The organism is Rhodocytophaga aerolata (assembly GCF_030503435.1).
GTDB lineage: Bacteria > Bacteroidota > Bacteroidia > Cytophagales > 172606-1 > Rhodocytophaga > Rhodocytophaga aerolata.
In genome coordinates this window covers 1-17,980 of record NZ_JAUKPO010000001.1, presented here as the reverse complement: position 1 = coordinate 17,980, position 17,980 = coordinate 1, and the positions used below count along the sequence as shown (strand labels likewise).

The 17,980-nt window shown below is 38.7% G+C and carries 20 protein-coding genes; 4 read left to right on the top strand and 16 right to left on the bottom strand.

Annotated features, from left to right (window positions below; genetic code table 11):
- Nucleotides 1-120 precede the first annotated feature (120 nt).
- Genes Q0590_RS00100 through tnpA (Q0590_RS00090) form a run of 3 tightly spaced genes read right to left on the bottom strand, consistent with a single transcriptional unit; the run spans nucleotide 121 to nucleotide 1,296 of the window.
- On the bottom strand, nucleotides 121-516 hold the full coding sequence (locus Q0590_RS00100) for a transposase (RefSeq protein ID WP_302035430.1): 396 nt from the start codon (nucleotides 514-516) through the stop codon (nucleotides 121-123).
- Between the two features lie 52 nt (nucleotides 517-568).
- On the bottom strand, nucleotides 569-910 hold the full coding sequence (tnpB, locus tag Q0590_RS00095) for an IS66 family insertion sequence element accessory protein TnpB (protein ID WP_302035429.1): 342 nt from the start codon (nucleotides 908-910) through the stop codon (nucleotides 569-571).
- The gene (gene tnpA / locus Q0590_RS00090) at nucleotides 898-1,296 is read right to left on the bottom strand and encodes an IS66 family insertion sequence element accessory protein TnpA (protein WP_302036293.1); all 399 of its coding nucleotides are present in this window, start codon (nucleotides 1,294-1,296) and stop codon (nucleotides 898-900) included. Before tnpA (Q0590_RS00090) ends, tnpB (Q0590_RS00095) begins: the two co-directional genes overlap by 13 nt.
- Here tnpA (Q0590_RS00090) and Q0590_RS00085 point away from each other — a divergent pair.
- Entirely contained in the window at nucleotides 1,189-1,518 is a 330-nt protein-coding gene (locus Q0590_RS00085; protein ID WP_366970270.1) for an ATP-binding protein, read from the top strand. The genes tnpA (Q0590_RS00090) and Q0590_RS00085 overlap by 108 nt on opposite strands.
- Before the next feature lie 108 nt (nucleotides 1,519-1,626).
- On the opposite strand, the gene Q0590_RS00080 is transcribed toward Q0590_RS00085, so the two are convergent.
- The 4 genes from Q0590_RS00080 to Q0590_RS00065 form a co-directional block, all read right to left on the bottom strand.
- The gene (locus Q0590_RS00080) at nucleotides 1,627-2,304 is read right to left on the bottom strand and encodes a hypothetical protein (RefSeq protein ID WP_302035427.1); all 678 of its coding nucleotides are present in this window, start codon (nucleotides 2,302-2,304) and stop codon (nucleotides 1,627-1,629) included.
- A 7-nt stretch (nucleotides 2,305-2,311) separates the two neighbouring features.
- Entirely contained in the window at nucleotides 2,312-3,427 is a 1,116-nt protein-coding gene (locus Q0590_RS00075; protein ID WP_302035426.1) for a prenyltransferase/squalene oxidase repeat-containing protein, read from the bottom strand.
- A 13-nt stretch (nucleotides 3,428-3,440) separates the two neighbouring features.
- Entirely contained in the window at nucleotides 3,441-4,553 is a 1,113-nt protein-coding gene (locus Q0590_RS00070) for a hypothetical protein (RefSeq protein ID WP_302035425.1), read from the bottom strand.
- A 63-nt stretch (nucleotides 4,554-4,616) separates the two neighbouring features.
- Nucleotides 4,617-5,237, bottom strand: a complete 621-nt coding sequence (locus Q0590_RS00065; protein WP_302035424.1) for a hypothetical protein — start codon at nucleotides 5,235-5,237, stop codon at nucleotides 4,617-4,619.
- 1,269 nt (nucleotides 5,238-6,506) lie between these two features.
- Between Q0590_RS00065 and Q0590_RS00060 the strand changes: the two genes are divergently transcribed.
- Complete coding sequence (locus Q0590_RS00060) at nucleotides 6,507-8,828, top strand: hypothetical protein (protein ID WP_302035423.1); 2,322 nt, start codon at nucleotides 6,507-6,509, stop codon at nucleotides 8,826-8,828.
- A 151-nt stretch (nucleotides 8,829-8,979) separates the two neighbouring features.
- Here the strand turns inward: Q0590_RS00060 and Q0590_RS00055 are convergent, their stop codons facing one another.
- The 3 genes from Q0590_RS00055 to Q0590_RS00045 all read right to left on the bottom strand — a co-directional run bounded on the left by Q0590_RS00055 (nucleotide 8,980) and on the right by Q0590_RS00045 (nucleotide 11,165).
- Entirely contained in the window at nucleotides 8,980-9,120 is a 141-nt protein-coding gene (locus Q0590_RS00055; RefSeq protein ID WP_302035422.1) for a hypothetical protein, read from the bottom strand.
- Between the two features lie 327 nt (nucleotides 9,121-9,447).
- Complete coding sequence (locus tag Q0590_RS00050; RefSeq protein ID WP_302035421.1) at nucleotides 9,448-9,660, bottom strand: hypothetical protein; 213 nt, start codon at nucleotides 9,658-9,660, stop codon at nucleotides 9,448-9,450.
- Between the two features lie 314 nt (nucleotides 9,661-9,974).
- A complete protein-coding gene (locus Q0590_RS00045; protein ID WP_302035420.1) occupies nucleotides 9,975-11,165 on the bottom strand; it encodes a hypothetical protein in 1,191 nt (396 codons plus the stop codon).
- A 675-nt stretch (nucleotides 11,166-11,840) separates the two neighbouring features.
- Here Q0590_RS00045 and Q0590_RS00040 point away from each other — a divergent pair.
- Nucleotides 11,841-13,691 (top strand): hypothetical protein, encoded by a 1,851-nt coding sequence (locus Q0590_RS00040; RefSeq protein WP_302035419.1) that lies wholly within the window; start codon nucleotides 11,841-11,843, stop codon nucleotides 13,689-13,691.
- Between the two features lie 19 nt (nucleotides 13,692-13,710).
- On the top strand, nucleotides 13,711-14,445 hold the full coding sequence (locus tag Q0590_RS00035) for a hypothetical protein (RefSeq protein ID WP_302035418.1): 735 nt from the start codon (nucleotides 13,711-13,713) through the stop codon (nucleotides 14,443-14,445).
- A gap of 118 nt (nucleotides 14,446-14,563) precedes the next feature.
- On the opposite strand, the gene Q0590_RS00030 is transcribed toward Q0590_RS00035, so the two are convergent.
- Genes Q0590_RS00030 through Q0590_RS00005 form a run of 6 tightly spaced genes read right to left on the bottom strand, consistent with a single transcriptional unit; the run spans nucleotide 14,564 to nucleotide 17,730 of the window.
- Entirely contained in the window at nucleotides 14,564-14,884 is a 321-nt protein-coding gene (locus tag Q0590_RS00030) for a hypothetical protein (protein WP_302035417.1), read from the bottom strand.
- Nucleotides 14,845-15,381, bottom strand: a complete 537-nt coding sequence (locus Q0590_RS00025) for an IS66 family transposase (protein WP_302036271.1) — start codon at nucleotides 15,379-15,381, stop codon at nucleotides 14,845-14,847. The genes Q0590_RS00030 and Q0590_RS00025 overlap by 40 nt, the downstream gene beginning before the upstream one ends.
- A gap of 23 nt (nucleotides 15,382-15,404) precedes the next feature.
- Nucleotides 15,405-16,379 carry an IS66 family transposase gene (gene tnpC, locus Q0590_RS00020; protein ID WP_302035416.1) on the bottom strand — a complete coding sequence of 325 codons (975 nt, stop codon included), beginning with the start codon at nucleotides 16,377-16,379 and terminating at the stop codon, nucleotides 15,405-15,407.
- A 48-nt stretch (nucleotides 16,380-16,427) separates the two neighbouring features.
- Nucleotides 16,428-16,790 (bottom strand): IS66 family insertion sequence element accessory protein TnpB, encoded by a 363-nt coding sequence (gene tnpB, locus Q0590_RS00015; RefSeq protein WP_302035415.1) that lies wholly within the window; start codon nucleotides 16,788-16,790, stop codon nucleotides 16,428-16,430.
- Complete coding sequence (gene tnpA / locus Q0590_RS00010; RefSeq protein ID WP_302035414.1) at nucleotides 16,778-17,095, bottom strand: IS66 family insertion sequence element accessory protein TnpA; 318 nt, start codon at nucleotides 17,093-17,095, stop codon at nucleotides 16,778-16,780. Before tnpA (Q0590_RS00010) ends, tnpB (Q0590_RS00015) begins: the two co-directional genes overlap by 13 nt.
- A gap of 50 nt (nucleotides 17,096-17,145) precedes the next feature.
- Nucleotides 17,146-17,730, bottom strand: coding sequence for a hypothetical protein (locus Q0590_RS00005; RefSeq protein WP_302035413.1), 585 nt, complete (start codon nucleotides 17,728-17,730; stop codon nucleotides 17,146-17,148).
- Between the last annotated feature and the right edge of the window lie 250 nt (nucleotides 17,731-17,980).

The window sequence follows — 17,980 nt, the reverse complement described above, 5'->3', positions numbered from 1 at the left end:
TGGAGCGATATGGAATGTTTCTTCCAACTTACATAGCGGGGACGAATGTGGACCCTAGTGCTGACACTAGTCTGCGGTCCATCTTCTGACAAATAGAGAAGCCGGTTTTAAGTCGAGTTCCTAAGTAATCTCTTCGCCGATTTTATGCATCCCCGACACATCAATACCTGGTTCTATGAGCAAATCCATCCGGGGCAGATGCGCAGGAAATGGCTGCCGTATGGCTACCTTGGCTGCTTGTCTTTGCACCCGCTCATACTGCACCGTCTGCCCAACGACTACTGGGGGTTCTTTTAAGTCGCCTTCTAATTGGAGAGAAAGTTGATTAGGAGGTGTAGCCGGCACAAAACGTTCGCGTTTCTGGCCGAACACAACCCGTTTGAGCTCTTTGAGCTCCTCTAACAAGAGTAGTTTCTCGGCTAATAGCTGCTCATTTTGGGCCTGCAGGCGGGCATTCACCTCCCGTAGGTGCGAGATCTGTTGAGCAGAGTGAGGAAGAGAAGAACTTTCATCCATACGAGAAAGCTACACCTTAGCTAGGGCTTAGTCAAGCAGCCGTAGTGGTTTTTTATTGCACCCGCACATAGCGCTTACGGCGGTGGGTAACTTCTACTTCCACCCCTTCGATCAGCAGGCATAGTTCACTGTAGGACAAACTACCGTCTTGCCGTTTGGGTAAGTGAAAGGTGCCGGATTCCAGCCGCTTGTAGTACAAAACAAAACCACCTTTTTCCCATACAAGGAGTTTAATCTTATCCCGGCTCTTGCCTATGAATATATACACATCACCAGATAAAGCGTCTTTACCCATGGCTCCCGTAACAATACCACTCAGCGCATCAAATGATTTTCGCATGTCCACCGGCTGTAAGTAAAGGAAAAACCGCTGTGAAGCCGTTACTGCGAACATGCAGAGAGTAGTTCTGTGAGGTAACTGACCGGAACAGTGGTAGAAAAGCGGATGACTGCACCTGTAGGCAGAACCACTTCCATACTCCCTGTAGCTATTGGTGCCGGTGAGGGAGGTGGCGGGGTAAGGCGAATGAATCCTTGCGTACTATCAGGGATCATTACTTTTTTGGCAGCCTTACTGGTCGTAGCTACTACTTTTTCTGCTCTTGCTTTGGTGGAAGGAGTGGTATCCTCTAGGTGTGCTTTGCGATACCTGCCTACCCAATAGGCTAAAATATGTACCGGCAGTTGATGAGTTGCGCAGAATTGTCTTTGGGTCAAGCCACTCTCAAGCCAGCCTTTCACCAGGGGAAACATCTCTTGTTCTGTTTTTACTTGTGCCATTTATTTAACAGTTTTTCTGCTAAATTACTTTGGCTCTTAACTTTAAATCAAGGCTACTTCAGGCGGTGGATACAAAGCTACATAGCTTCTGCTTTGAGTCATCAGGCATGCATGCAAGGCTATAAGGTGATGTACTTTAATATAGGCAAACTCTTTTCCCGGTTGAAAATGAGTAAAGCAGATGCTAGTTATAGTAAAGAAATTAACAAAATAGAAAAATAGGATCTATTGATTTTAGATGACTTTGGATTACAAGCCTTTTGCGTCAAAGACGCGGAAAATAGCAGAACGAAGTTATAAAACTTCGCCCAGCGTTTTGCCAGCAGGGAATTAGGAAACTGGAGTTATACTTACACTCAATACATAGTGCGCAGGCATTCCATTGCCACTTGTCGCTTTGTACTCGAGTGTTCTTTCAGCCGGCGTTTTGGTGATCGTCTGTTTGCCGATGAAGTCATCCCGATCGTACCAATGATCTCCGTCATTTTCAAACAAACTCAGATCCGATGTTACCTCGAATAGATATTCATTGTTAAGCATCTTTGTTTGACCCGGAGTCATGTCAGGTAAATATGTTTTTGTTCCATTAAATGTTATATATAACTCATCAGTGAAGGATTCTGCAGTTTTTATACAGTTAATTGATTTAAGACGGAGTAATGCAGTTGTGGGTGTCTGGCTGGCATTCACACTTGCACTTATTGTGTAGTGCGCAGGCACACCATGGCCACTAGTCGCTTTAAAATCAAGCGTTATGTCACCTGACGATTCGGTGATTGTATGTTTGGCGATGAAGTCATCCCGATCGTACCAATGATCTCCGTCATTCTCATACAAACTGAGCGTCTCCGATCCCTCGAATGTAAATTCATCATTAATTGCTTTTGTTTGACCCGGAGTCATGTTAGGCAATGATCGCTTTGTTCCGTTAAATGTTACATATAATTCATCAGCGCCGGTTTCTGCCGTGTCTAAGCAGGTAATTGATTTGAGTTTGAGTGTTGCCATATGTATATCATTTTTTTAATTTGACATTTTTAATTGTTGGCAGATTCGAAATAAGGGTTTTATTTCTGTAAATGACTTCATAAATAGACAATCCCCAGATAACTGCTGCTGTGGTAAAGATTCTTTCTTGATCTGTGATAATAACTCCTGTCATAAGTTTATCCACTTCCCATGTTTCTACCGTTAATATGTCTTTAGTCATTGGAGGAGGAATTCTTAAAATTGGGTTTACAGGCCAACTTCCATCCGATAATTGTTTTGAGGAAATAAACTTTATGGCAGCAATTATAGATTCTTCTCCACTTCTTTGTGGAAATAGTAATAATGTAAGCAAATTGAAGACTGTTGCAAAAACTTCACTCTCTTGTTCATTAGCATCATTCCATCCGCCATCTTTTTTCTGATTGGCAATAATAAAATTTATTGTTTCTTGATATTGTACTGTTGTCAAGTCCTGAGTATAGATCAGACTTTTGAGCGTTTGATAAGTAGGATAAGCATAGCCTTTCCACCAATAACACGTCCAATGACCAATATTTGATTTAGTGTTCTTTAAGTATTGTACTGCTTGCCGTACAGAATTATTATTTGAATTTTCTCCATGTATTAATAAAGCCTGCAAAGCTACAGCAGTGACACTAGGATGTACTTGTAGCCACCCTTGAACCCAGTAATTATTTGGAGCTTGTATATAACGACCAATGCCATCATAAGTATCATAAGTAGAAAAACCTCCATAAGTAGTTTGTTGATGTCTACGAATGTAATCTATACCTCTTAAAATAGCTGAAGGTCTCCATATTTTGCAACAAGACAAAGCTAAGAGAGCCCAAGCTGTACTATCACAATCAGTGGGAACTTGCCTGTTGTATGCCCAACCTCCATTTCTTTTCTGCCTATAAAACAGTTGTTGAAATGGCATTTTTCGATTATTTTGCCAGTTAGGTGGACTAGTATGCATCAAGGCATAAGTAACAAAGCTTGTTACCCATTCAGAACTTAAATCAGCTTTAGTTTTAAAATCCCTCCATAAACCATCAGAAGACCGACTTTCGGTTAAAAATTGCTTTCCTCTAATTAGGCAATCTTTAATTCCATTCGACTTTATTATGTCTAAATTCATATGCTAAATCTAATTAGGACATCCAATCCCTAATATATGCAAGGAAAAAAAGTATAAAGTAATTAGAGATGTTAGAATCTAATTCTTGCTGCTTTAAAAAATTGTTACATATATTGATACGGTGAATCAACCTTTGAGAAGTATCCACTATATAGTTGCCCTTAAGTATTTCCTGTAAAACTGGATAATCTTCCTCTACCAGTATGTTTTTTTGAATTTGAAGTAAAACATTGTTTATGGATTTATTTTGTAAGTCCCTAACTAAGTCTACAAAATCATCCAGAAGCCAAAAGCTTTCAGCAAAACAAGTAATAAATGTATTTAGAGTTTTAGAAAGCTTTTTATTGTTATCAGTTACTGGAATAGTAGCTAATTTTTTAATAATAAGAAAAGGCAAAACAGATTTTAAACGTGCTATTTTTAGCTGCTCTGCTATAGGCAAAGTCCCATAATTAACCGATAATAGCTCCGATTTTAATCCTTTTATTAACATTAACAATAATTCTTGACGGGCCTTAATTTTATTATTCTCAGGAAATAATTTATTTAATTCGATAAAGAATCCAATAATAAATTTGAGTAAAATTTTAAGTTCGGGTTTTTCAACATTTAAAACGACACTATAAAATTCTGCCAGCTGCGTAGGTGTATAAGTTGCTAAGTCAGATAAAGTTTTCTCATTAATAATCTCTATTAACTGCTTTGAAAGATGAGGATAATGATCTAGGATAAGATCAAAAATAGAAATACCTGTATTGAATAGTGCACTTAAAGAAGCTATTTTTTCAGCCCAATCAGTCTGCCCTGAAGAAAGGTAAGAAAAGTGCAATCCAATATCATAACCAAATGATAAGCTGATTGGTAACTTTGAGCGGAAACGCTTATTCATTGGACCAAAAACGCTTTCGGTTTCCAGTAAAAAATAATCCTCGCCCATTAGAGGTAAGATCAATCTTTTTTTCAAATTTTCACCTTTAATCCTTTGCTGATCCATAAATTCAGCATACTCTTCATCCTGTATCCAATAATCTGTAACTTGAAGTTGATGTATTATTACCCTATGCACCTTTAACCAGACCTCGTCTAGCAGTAATCCTAAAGGCCATATATGATTGTTTTGAATCAAGCGTAGAAAAATTAGTATTTTGTACTTAAAACCTTAAGTTAATTAAACTAATGAATGAGCATCTTAACTAGTATGTGGAACTATTAAAGGGCGACTTACGATTAAATCCGTCACTCGAGCATAGAAATCTTTTTCCGTTTTTATTGGGAAGTAGTTATCTGGAATGTGCCGAATTACTTGCTCCAAGTTAACTTTTCTACCTTGATAGGTAAAACTTCTACCTGTAGTAGATAATTGAGCAAAAAGGCTTTCCCTATTTTCAATTGGAAAATGCAAAGCACCAGAAGTTTGCTCCTGGATATTTTTCATTTCTTTTGGCAGGTCTGCTTTATATCGATTTTGCTGGATAAGCTCAGCCATCTTTTCAAGGAAATTACCCATATCTGCAATAGGAAAATAATAAGCCGGCATATATTTGATCATCCGAACAGGATCTACGTCAATACTTTCAATACGAAATGTTTTGCCGCTTCCTCCTAATTTTTCAATAAGTTCTCCTGCGCTTTTAATAGGAAAAGTAAGTTTTGGGAGTTCTTTCATTACTTTCAATATTTCTCTTAAATCATATACACCCACCATTGGTTTGTATTTCATAGCAGGTATTTGCTTTAATAACTCATCTATTTCGGTAAGAAAGCGAACATCAGAGTTGCTAACTTTAATATTTTTATTAGGTTGCTTCATTTGTATAATTTGTTTTATGTAAAAGGATGCATCAACAAAAAATGAATAGATTATATTTAAAGAGTAATAAGGGAAAATAAGGTTAGTTAAGCCAAATAAAAGCTATCAGCAATCAAGGTATTGATATAATAATTTTCCTGTCAATACAGATAATATTCAATCTTACCAACCTCCACCTTCATCAGGCCGAGTATGATCTACAACCTTGACTAAGCCTCCACCAGCTTCAAAATCTGAACAAGGGTTGTCAGAATCTCTACACCAATTTTGGTATACAGGAAAACCATATTGATCATATCCAATAGGATTAAAACTTTGATAATAACACTCATAATTTCTGTCACCTTGACAGTTTCCATTTATCCAAGACATATTAAATTATTTAAAATGTTGAAAGATTAGAAAAAGAGGAAGATATATCAACCCATTACATAGGTAAACTGATTAACCCTACTATGTAGGTAAAAGGCTGCAGTATAATTCCCTAAACTTAGAAGATATCATCTAAGTGAGAATAGTAAAAGACATTGTATTAAAATAAAGCAATAGAAGCGGTGGTTAGACCACAATACGATTTATTATTTAGTGAATTGTATATTAACTCAAATCATCTTAATATAAATGTCTTGCAAAGGTTATTAGTAAACATAAAAATTAATTTTTATTAAAGCAATACCTAATTTTAGGTATTTTTAAAATATCATATATTGATCTTTATCTATATTTTCGATTTAGCGACTGTCTGACCTCAATAGGATTATCACACATCTCCACCCGAGCTGCTTCTGCCTGTTGGGCAATCATACATTATTGAATGTTGAAAGCGCATACTTCAAAATCTTTCTTGATGCCATGCTATGAATAGGAGGATTAAAAATTTTATACTTCTTTAACTTGTAGTTGTGACTTATTTATGCATACTTAGTACATATCCATTTCGGATAGGGGAAAAGTGTATTCTTTATTTTGTGCTGCCCCTATCGGAACCGGTAACTGCATTTTGGTAGGGTTTTAGCCTCTGACTACATATGCTCAATATCACACCCTGCAAAAATATTTCTCATGCACAACGCTACTTTAAAGAAGCATTACGGGGAGATGATTATGTGCGTGACCATGAAGTAGGATTTTAGATTGGCCAGCTAGCTAAACGGTTAGGCTTGTACTGTGAAGTCAGCCAAAAGGTGCAGGTAAGCAACGGCTTTCTTTAAGGTTCATTTCTCGTTTACCCAAACTGGCTCTCGATTTCTTTAACTCAAAATATTCGTCATGAAAAAACTACTTCGTGTTAGTATTTCGGCAGCAAAATCAAGTAAACTATTGGTTCAACTCTTAGTTCTACTTGTACTTATTCTTGCAGCTTGCCAGGACAACAACTTCGTGGTGAATCCATCCACACTTTGCAGCTGTAATGCAGGAGTGGATGACGATTGTTTCCCTTCAGTCCAAGCCTGGAGGCACACCGTTGATAATCTACTCGAGGTCTCAGCAAGTGATTTTACCAACGGAGATTTTGTAGGGGCGGAATGTCAGGGCGAGATGGCTGTTGCTTGGGACTGGCCTCCCTTCTTGTTCAATTGCTGGCGGCCAGTAAATGGTTTCAAATACAATATGTCGGCGACCCTTCATCAATTCAACTGGCATTATGATGATGATGAGGATTGGAATCTTCACATCATTCCCACTCAGGCCTTCAACTTCCTGATCAGCGATGTGGAAGCTCTGCACGATGAATCCTCAGACGAGCATCGGAAAAACTGCGGCGACTCTCCCTGCATGGAAGCTGAGATCTCTCCAGACAAACAATTCTGGAACAACCCTTGGTTTTTTGCACCAGGTGTAGACCCTGCAGATACTGAAGATAATGGGTACTCATGGCTTGAAGGCAGACAGTTAGGTTTCTACGGACTATGGGTCATGGATGCGAACCACGATTTCAAATCTGAGATCCATAATTCAGAAATGATCTGGTTTAAGGATCATTTTGAAAATCCCGCCCCTCTGGATATTTTCTGGCTATTGTTCATGCAGGATAATACAGGTCGGTTTGATGACAGCGACAATTTTGATTGCGATGGCGATGCGCCGGCCGGATGGAAGCCTTGGGCTCAATCCCCTCTCTCTGGGCAGTTTAATATTGCATTTGAAGTGAATCCGTCCAGAGAGGTAGTGAATTTTTCCATCGTTGAATTGTTCAACCGCTTCGTGGTAACCAGCCAAGATGTGGATGGCAGGAGAGATGCGGATGATGGCAAATCACACGCTCTAGAAATTAACGGAAGAGTGGTGGTCAGAGTTGAGGAGACGCAACAGAATGACGATGACTTGGGGGTAACGTTTACCAATCTTTGCCTGAGGCCTGATGGTAAGTTGCAGGGGTTTGTGACCATTCGTTCCAAGATCGGCGGCGATGATGATAAGGACGAGGAAGGTTTTCATATTCTCTATGTAACGCGGAGCCTGGGATCCACAAGACCTGATGTCGTCCGCCCAGACATTGCATTTCCCCGGTTGCTGATAACTTCAAAGGAAGTCGGAGGCTCAATCAAGGTGGAGCAGGATTTTTTTGTGGGTGACTTACAATTAACACTGCACGGTAACGATTCCACCTCTAGTCGTGATTTCCTCATTTCCAAAGTAGAATTTGCTGCTAAGGGCGTGCGGCAGGAATTACGGTTTGAACAAAGCGGACAGTCGAAGGAAGTATTGATCCGGAATTTGCCCTTACTGCCGGGTGGAAAGATTATTGTGACTACGGCATCGGGACTCAATTTAGCGGTCAGCACCCCTTCTATTCAGCTGGCTCCTGGCATAAGTGACACGCTTATACAGGCAACGGTTGATGAAGGAGCATTAAAATTTCTTCCATCTGCAGTTGGTGGAATTCCTAATGTGTCCATTCCGAGTAATAAGCAACTGTTGCGCTCGCAGGAATATCATTTGAAATTCCTTCCACGCTATGCTGCTTACAAGGGCAATAACGTGATGACAGATAAACCTTCTCTCTATGCCGCTGAACTCAACGAAGCCATCATCGGGAAAGATGAGAAGAAGATGCAGGTATTGCTCCAGTCCACCCAGCCATTCAACATTAGCTGGAGCTTCAGCGCAACCAACTTATTGACAGGGAAGCCTGTTCCTATCTGTACAAATAATCAGACAATGTGTAGTGGTATACAGGTTGAACTTTTGTCCGGAAAGATGAAGAATGATTCGCTAAAAGTAAAATTTCTCTCTCAAGGAGCGGAAGGAATTATAGAATTCATCGCCAAAGGTAGTTTGACTGATATGAAGGGCAAGACAACGGTTGTTGAGCATCGTTTGTGGAGTCATGGATTTTCTAATTCAATCAATAATGTTGAAGAGATTGCCACGCTGATTCAAGCTTTGAGTGGTTTGAAGGATAGATCGATACTGATTCCCCCTGCGCCTACCAGAAAACCCCAGACTAACAACCCTCCGCAGGATGATAAAACGAGGCAGGCATATATCATCAATGCTTATCTAAAAGAGACAGTGAAAGATAAGCAGATTACGATTGAGGAGTTGAGGGATGTGTTGGGTGCATTGAGGAAGTTTGGGTATATTTAGATTGATCTCATCCATTAAATTGAGACAACTCATAAGTCTCAAATATTGGGAAATTATATTAACTAAGACATAAAGTCTGAACTCTACTACTTGCTCCTTGGTAGGCTTACTTCTGAAGATGAGTTAATAGCTGCCAATAGCAGGAGGCTAACTAAACGTTTGCTGCATTGGTAAAATTTTGTTTGCTAGCATCCAGATCCTCAAGCAAGGTAAGTAAAATCAAAATAGCTGCAGGCAAGTGAGCCCCTACATAAAAGGCAAAGGATCCATCCAAGTCATTCTTTTTTAGCATTTTTCCATCCCAGGTAAACAAGGTTTTGCCTGTAGGGCTTTTTTCTTTGGACTATCTGCCATCGAAATGATACTCGACCGGTCCATGGGAGCCACCTTTCTTCAGGGTAGCTCCATCATAATGATACAGAATAACGCCGGTGGAGGATCCTATTTTTAGCCCATGGCCATCACACACATAAAGTACTCGACCGGGGGAATTACCAAATCTAATAACATTATTCATTCGTCTTGGTTTCTGATGTACATTTCAATGTATTCACTGAAATCATTTTTGATTACCTCTAGTGGCTGATTAGGATTGCCGGCTAGTTCATGTGCCAGAGCCTTAATCATTATACGCTTTCAAAATAACAGACTCATGCTTAGTGAGTGTGAATTGCAGCTTTACTACCTCAATAAACGGATTAGGACTGGCACTTAGAATTATTTCATCATTTTCTGAAGATTCAGCCTCTATACTTATTCTAGCCTCACTTATAGCAGCAATAAGACCTGCAGTACTGGTACTTAATACCTTGACAATCCAGTAATCAATCAAACCTTGACTTGCCTAGGTTCTATCACCACTGATGCCGGAAGCAGAACGTCACCCAAGCAGATAGCCTCCATCAGTAGTCTGTAGTGCTGTTCTCAATTCTTCATTAGCAGAGCCCCAAAACGTTTATCCCACTGTTTGCTGCCCGCGCTGCTTACCTTTACTATCAAGTAATCATTTCCCCCTGGCTGGTCTGCGTCTTATCACACAATAATTTATTGGGACTATTACTGAAATAGTAAATAGAGCAACTGCTACTTTCTCAGCACGCTTTAGCTTGGGCTGTTTAATGCTAAAGTCCAGCTTAGGAAAGGTACTTATTTTGTGGTTGTCCCTTCTACTCTCGGTCCATTAATCTTCATCTTTGTAATTTTAAAAAATGCATGAGCACCTGTATTTGATGTTTGTTTTCCGATTGATACTTCCACTGCTAAATATCCCCGTATAGTATTGTTGTCTACTTGGCAAATGTCATAAAAGGTTATTATCGGAAATTGCTGATTAGTAGGGTTATCTGGCAAATTTGATGTTGTTTTATTGGCAGTTATCCGGACGGTATTATTGACAATCAAACGTAACTGATCTGCTAAAGGAGGTTGGTAATTTATATTTCTGCCTGATTGGAATTCAAGCACATAATTATAGGAATTGGCTTCATTGAGTTTTATTTCAAAAGGGATATAAAATACATTAACCAAAGGAATGGTTACCCAAGGAGTGGGAATGCAATTTTGAGGGCTAAAGTCACTTATTTGGTTATATCTTCCACTATTGTCCAAAAAACAATACAAAAAGTAGTCTATATCTCCATTTGGGTTTTTGGTTGTCCGCCACATTTGTTGAATCGGATGTATTTCAGGACTATTTTCATGACCATTATCGCTTACCCATGGTCCATACACGCCTACATTATTAAATTGTAATATATGTCTAGGAATAGTTTTAAGGAAAGCAACTCCATTATTACTTTTATCCCCACCTGGTTCATTTAATGCCACTTCGCAGCATAAAGAATAGGCATCATAAACATGACCTCGGGGCCGACGAGAATTAAATTGTAGCCATCTAAAAGGGGGATCAGGTATTACATACAGATCTATATCACCATCAGTATTTACCCTTATGGGTCTACTTTTAATAGATAAATAGCCACATAAAGTTCTTTTATATCCATCCACAGGAGTCCAAGGTCCACCCTCATCTGCTTTTGCTTGACATAGACCAATTTTTTCATCTAAACCGATAAAACCAGTGCTAGCCACTCCATAATAATAGTTAGTTATGGTATCCCAATTGGTTATTGAAGAAGAATTACATTCAAATTGTGAGGATAAGGGAGTAGTTAAGTGTAATTCCTGCGCATAAAGTGAAAAAAACAAGGAATTATACAGGAATAGAGGAAAGGAGAGAATGATGGCTTTTTTACCAAGGAAAAGTTCTCTAGATATTATCTTTTGAAGATAATATTTTATGCTCAACCTTAATAACATATAAGGAAAACGTTCCATATTTATAATTTTTTCAAGTTAAAGAAAGAATGCCATGTTGAATCTTATAGAATTAAGGCTGGAAGTAAACGGTTAGATAAGATGTAGAGTAAAACTCCCAGAATAATAAGCAAACCTGCTGAAAAAATAAATATCGCTTTAGAGTAATCAGCCTGTGATAAGCATATATTCACAATGCCCATAACGGTATAGAAATAGTAAATATTTAACGAAAATATTTAAGAATCAATACCTAATTCTAGGTATTTTTATTCACTTTCTCATTCAATAGATTTGAATCTAATCCTCGTCATATCAATCTAGAGTTGTGTTTATTTTTATATTCTTATAAATTATCAAAATAGTGAGCTAATAATGTTACTTTTATCAATATAAATGATAAAAATACCTAAAAGTAAGTATTGTACTGCTCAAGTTTAGTAACTATCTTTCCTCTTACAATTCTAAGATATACTTAATCAACTATTATATACATTCAAGAAAATCTTTTAAACTAATAATTTTAATAAGTTTTTTCTAAGAAAGTCTTCTGAGTGGCTTCATGCCATCAAGTTAATAAATATCCTTTATCCATACAGACTAAAATTAAAGTATTACGGCTAGCTTATAAACCTCCTTTCATCTAGAGAAGGTAAAGTCATACTATCTATTTAATAACTTAAACTCAAATTACTTATGGAAAATATGCAGGAATTTTCAAATCCTTCAGATGAAAGGATTAAATCAGGTAAAGAAACAAATAGGCGTCAAATAATAGGAATGGCTGTTACTGGAATGGCTGGATTACTACTTTCCAATAAAGCGTCAAGTCAAACAGGTGGTCAGCAATCCAGTCATGCATCGACAATATCAAGCCAAGAATCACTGCAGCAAACAGCTAAAACTCAGCAAGCAGGTACAATAGAAAAACAGTTTGGTCTGTCAAAAAATAATAGTTTAGAAATTGTTTCAGAAAAGATAGATAAAGTGAGTTTTTCTAGAACACAAGAAGAAGCCAATACTTGGCAGGAACTACGTAAGCAAATTGAGTTCTTACTAGGTCCCACTGCCAACAATCTAAGTACAGGACAATTAAGAGAAAATTTCTTAAGGGTTGAGTCGAACTTTAAGTTTAAGCCTGAATATTTAGATGACGAATTCATTCCTGCTCACATAGAACCTTTAATCGATCAAGCTGCAGACTTATTAGATAGATGCTTAAGAGATAGAGCAACATGGGATGAATTAAATGTTAAGATGGTAGATCTTGCATTAGAGTTAAATGAATATAAAGAATTAGATAAAATACATGAAGAAGAAGAAGCTGCAGGCGTTTATGATGTAAACTGGCATACTAGTATAGCTGATTATAATGCTGAAAGACTAAATGCAATAAACAGTGAGTATAATGAAAGTTATATAAGCTCAGTTTCTGACAATCATTATTCATTTGATGAAATAACTAAAGTATATGGAGCTATTCAACTCTCTGCTTGGCTGCAAGGACTTGTTCCTTATAGCTATCAAGGACAAAATTTTGCCGGCTATGGAACTCATACCTGGAATGGAGTTGCAAAAACATCAGCTCAGCATTATAAGGACGCAGCAGTGGCTATGGGTACACATGGTTTGTATGCACAAAGGTACAGTTTTATAGCTCAACAATATTTTGCACAAAATCAAAAAGATATATCTAGAGCCAAAATGAAGGGGCTTATAGAAAAAGCAAAGTGGGATAAGTTAAATGCTGATTTTCTTAGACGTAGAACACTTGTCGCAAGAAAATATCAAGATATAAAGACTAAGACAGCGACACAGGATGATGGTGCATTGAATTATGCTAAGAGGTTAGTCCCATTAAAAGAAAGGTTTCATCAAGATTTTCGTGATGCACTTGCTAGAATGAAAGCTATTGAAAAGGGACTTAAATTAATCTATGGTTACAATTTACCGTTGCCATCTGATGAGAGTAGTATTGATTATTTTGATAACTGCTTAGGTTGGACAAGGAGCGTTGTTCAATTTATTATAAAGTTCTCAAGAAGAGAATTGAATGCTATTTACCCTGTTTCCTTAAGAAGCTTATTGGGAGAATCAAATTTTAAAAGTCAAAGGAAAAGCGGTACTTGGAGTTTCCAAATAAAGGAATCTTTGTTTAACGAAATGACTAATATTAGATTAAGAGGAATAAGCCTAAGCATCGTAGACAATTACACACATAAGGATAGAATTTGGCAGTTTCAAATACAAGCTCCGAAGGATAAGGCAGTAGATATTCGACATTTCTTAACTGGTCAAACGACTACTTTAGATCAAAGCCATTTAGATCCTTGTATTATTGGTAGAGTTGTAGAAAGAGAATCATTTAAGATTCCAGATGTTGTTGGTTTAACTTCCCTATATAACGCTAGTCCTTTAGGTAAATGGGAAATAAAAGCTTTAGGGTCAATGCCCAATAAATCATATGAAAAGATTGATGACATCCAGGTTGATCTTCATTTAGCGTTTAGGTGGGGTGTTAAAAAAGAATTGACTTCTAAATTATAATTTAACTGAAATCAATATTATGCTAACTGAAGACTTAAATAACGAACCAGATAAGAATCATAATTCTGAAAAAGAATCATCACACCCTAATAGGAATAGTAGCTCAACTGACAGATTTAATAGAGAGATACATCATAGTGAGCGAGAAACTAGAGATTCTTTCAAAGAAAACGCTTGTCATTTAAGGGCAACAGGAGATTTTAGAGAATCTGTATTAAGCGAAAGAGCTAATAATAAGGATTCAGGTATGGACCTTTTTTCAGAAAGAACTTCGCTGACTTCTAAATTTTCAATTAGTAGTGGGAAAACCCTAGATTTCGAAGTAGATAAAACTCATGAAAATTATTCAGCAAAAATAGGCGTTTTTGATAAAGCAATGATTTGGTCTTGCGAGCAAATTGAGAAGATGCAAAGCTTACTTCCTGATAGTAATATGAAAGATTCACTAAATGGAGGCTGTAAAATGGTTGAGAATTTTGTGGAGATGAAGTTAGCTAATACCAATGGTATTGACCGTTATTACCATTGCTTTGGCAATTGTGAAGCCGCAGAATACGGTTTAGGTGGAGCCGGAGCAGCTTTAAGGATCGACATACTTAAAGAAGTGAAAGACATACCTCAGTATTCTCCTAGATTAGGTGTAATAGAAAGTATAAAGGATTCTGCTCGTGATTTTGGTGCAAACTTTACTGGATTAAAAGCTGGTTTAACGGGTACTAGATGTTATGAAGCCTGTATGAAATATAAACCATAAACTGGAGAAGTGTATATCATAACTAAGGCTGACTAAAGTGGAGTAGCCAGAATTTGATTTGTTTTACTATGAAAAGCAGGGTCTAGGTCCTGCTTTTCATACGGTGCTGCTTGGTAACCTAATCAAGGTAGTTGAATTTCATAATTTCTAGGTAATTATTCCCATTAAATCCTTTAAGACGTGACATATCATCAGAAACTCTTGCCAAACGTAGTCCATGCAATGCAGCAATATTACCTTCTATTACTCCACGATAGTAGTATAGAATTGGACTCTGTAATCCACCTTCTTTATTAAAAAATGAAAGAGAAGTGTTGTTAATAAATACCTCTTCCCATAAAATATTTAAGGGCATTGCTGTTCCCCCTTTATTTGGTATCCGTCCGGTAAAGTAGCAGGTTACATTTCCGGTAGAGCCGATGCATCGGTTTTTTTCCAAAAGGGAGGAAGTAGTTCTTTGAGTTGATTGATGGGCTGGTCGGGCAATCTCTGTAACACATCTTGTAGATATTCATTGGCATTGATGCCTTGCAGTTTACAACTGCCAAGCAGACTGTAAACCATAGCCGCCCTTTGTGCCCCGGCATGAGATCCGGCAAACAAATAGTTTTTGCGGCCTAAAGCCACCGGCCGGATAGCGTTCTCCACCGGATTGTTGTCTATTTCTAATCTGCCATCTTCCAGATACAGATAGATTTTATTGTAGCGGGCTACTAAATAATTAACGGCTTTCCCTATGGCACTTTTGGGAAGTACTTTACTATGTTCTTCGACAAGCCATTCTCCAAGCAGATCCATAATCGGACGGGCTTTTTGTTGGCGCAGCAGATAGCGGTCTTCAGCAGAGAGCTTCTTCTCCCGGGCCTCACGCTCTACCGCATATAAGGCTTGCATCCAGAGCAATACTTTTTCTGCTCTTGCCTTGTCATTATCTATCGTGCCGGAAGCTGCGCTTCACGTCAGCGATTGGCATGTTCAAAATACCGGCGGGCATGAGCCATACAGCCCACTAACACAATATCTTCTCTTGCCTCAAATTGCTCATAGGCTGCGTAGCCATCGGTCTGCAGATAGCCTTTGTAATCTTTCAATAGTTTACCTACTGCTGCTCCGCCTCTGCCGGGTTGGTAATCAAACAAGACGAGTCTTTGTTCGGGTGAGAAGTACACCCAATGATAACCTTGATGTGTATCTCCTTTTTTTTGCTTGTCTAATACGGCAATAGGTGTCTCATCTCCTTGCAGGTAGGTAGATGCAAGGATATATAAGCGTAATGTTTGATAAAGTGGTTCCAATAATGAGCAAGCCCCTTCAAACCAGCCGTCTAAGGTAGAGGCAGGAATCTTCATGCCTAACTGCTCATAACGCTGTGCCTGCCGGTAGAAAGGCAGATGGTAAACAAATTTATCGCAGATGATTTGGGAGAGCAAACCTGCACCAGGCATGCCTTTTTCTATAGGACGTGTGGGTAGTGTAGCGATATGAAAAGTCTCCTCTTTACTCACATAACGTGGACGAATGTACCTGCGAACAAACAGAGAAGCAGGTTTTAAATCCAATTCTTCGGTGATCTCTTCCCCGATCTTGCGCATACCTGAGACATCTTCCCCTGGCTCCAAGATGACATCTACTCGAGGCAGATGCGCAGGAAAGCCTCCCCGAATGGCTTTTTTGGCTATGTGTTTGACTGCCCGCTCATAGCTGACCGTCTGCTTGACAACTATGGCCGACTCCCCACTTGCGGAAGCTAATTCCAGGCTCAGTTGTCCACTATCAGTTGCCGGTACAAAACGTTCTCTTTTACTACCAAATAGTAGTCGCCTGAGTTCTTTTACTTCCTCCCGCAACTGCTCATTGGCTTCCTGCAACTGCTGCTTCTCGGCTAATAAGGCTTCTTGTTGGGCAGCAGATAAAAGGGGGACGACAGCAGACATAGAAGCTTTTCTTGAGTTAAAGCAAGATATATCTTACTCCTATAGCTGTCAAGCAAGCGTGGCGCTTTTTTCTTGCAGCCCCACATAACGTTTGCGGCGGTGAGTGACTTCCACTTCTACCCCTTCAATCAACAAACACAGTTCACTGTAGGACAAACTGCCATCCTGCAGTTTGGGCAAATGAAAGGTACCCGATTCCAACCGTTTGTAGTAGAGCACAAAGCCTGCTTTTTCCCACACTAAAAGTTTGATCTTGTCTCTACTCTTGCCTATAAAAATATACACATCGCCCGATAAAGCATCTTTACCCATGTATCCTGTAACAATCCCACTCAAGGCATCAAATGATTTTCGCATATCTACCGGCTCTGAGTAGAGGAAAAAACGCTGTGCAGCAGTTAACGCGAACATACCGACAACACCTCTTGCAGATAGCTTACCGGAATCAGGGAAGAAAAGCGAATCACTGCTCCGGAAGGTAAAGCCACTTCCATAGGGCTGACAGTAGTTTGAGGAGCGGATACCCGAATGAATCCGCTACTAGCTGTTGGTGTGGGTGCTGCTGAGGGATGCGCTTTGCGGTATCTGGCCACCCAATACGGCATCAGATGCAAGGCAAGGCCGTGTTTTTGGCTAAATTCTTTTTGAGTGATTCCACTTTTGAGCCACTCTTCCACGAAGGGAAACATTTCTTTTTCAGTCCTGATTTGTGTCATCGTTTTTTCTCCTAAGTTAGGAGGGCTAACAACCCTAAATCAAGGCTACTTCAGGCGGTGGATACTTTATTTGGACGGGCACTAACAACTGTTGTAGCCAATTCATCAATGTTTCTTCTTGTTTCAATATAACGATGGAGCATTTCATGAAGAAGCGTTTCTACTATGCCTTCACGTAAATAGCGGATATAATTCTCATCTGGGGATTTATCATACAATACTTTTGAGCCCTGGTTGGTTGAACCTAAAAGGTTAGCTTGGTGAAAGGATATTACAGCTAAATTTGAATATTTACCAAATGCCCCACTAGGATCTTCATTTGTCCCAAGTACAGTTCCACTTTCAGCTATAGAAGCTTTTGTGTTATTATTAAATGAAATAAGTATTTTACTATATCGGTTGATAAATGTACCAGGTTTAGGTGCCTGAGTACTAAAAACTCTACTTTCCATAAATAACTTTTGATACGCTTTGGGATAGCGACAACGAAGAATTTCAATTGCTCTAGCAATTGAATAAACGTAATACTGCCCACTATCATCATCAGTTAGAACGGCAATATCTATATCCCGATATGCCCAAAAATAAAACTGGTCATGTGCTGCTGGTTGGTCGTTGAGTATGGTGAACCCCATCGTTAGGACAGGAAATGGGTAAAACGAAACTATTAGTTATCCGTTTTTTAATGTTTTCTCTCTGGATTGATTTCATCCAATAGACATTTTGTACACCTTTTCAGGGGTGTGATATTTTAGACTTTGGTGGGTTCTTTCTCTGTTATAAAAGCGGAAATAATGTATCCGTCCGGTGAAATAGCAGGTTATATTTCCGGCAGAGGTGATGCCTCGGTTTTTTTCCAATAGGGAGGCAATAGTTCTTTAAGTT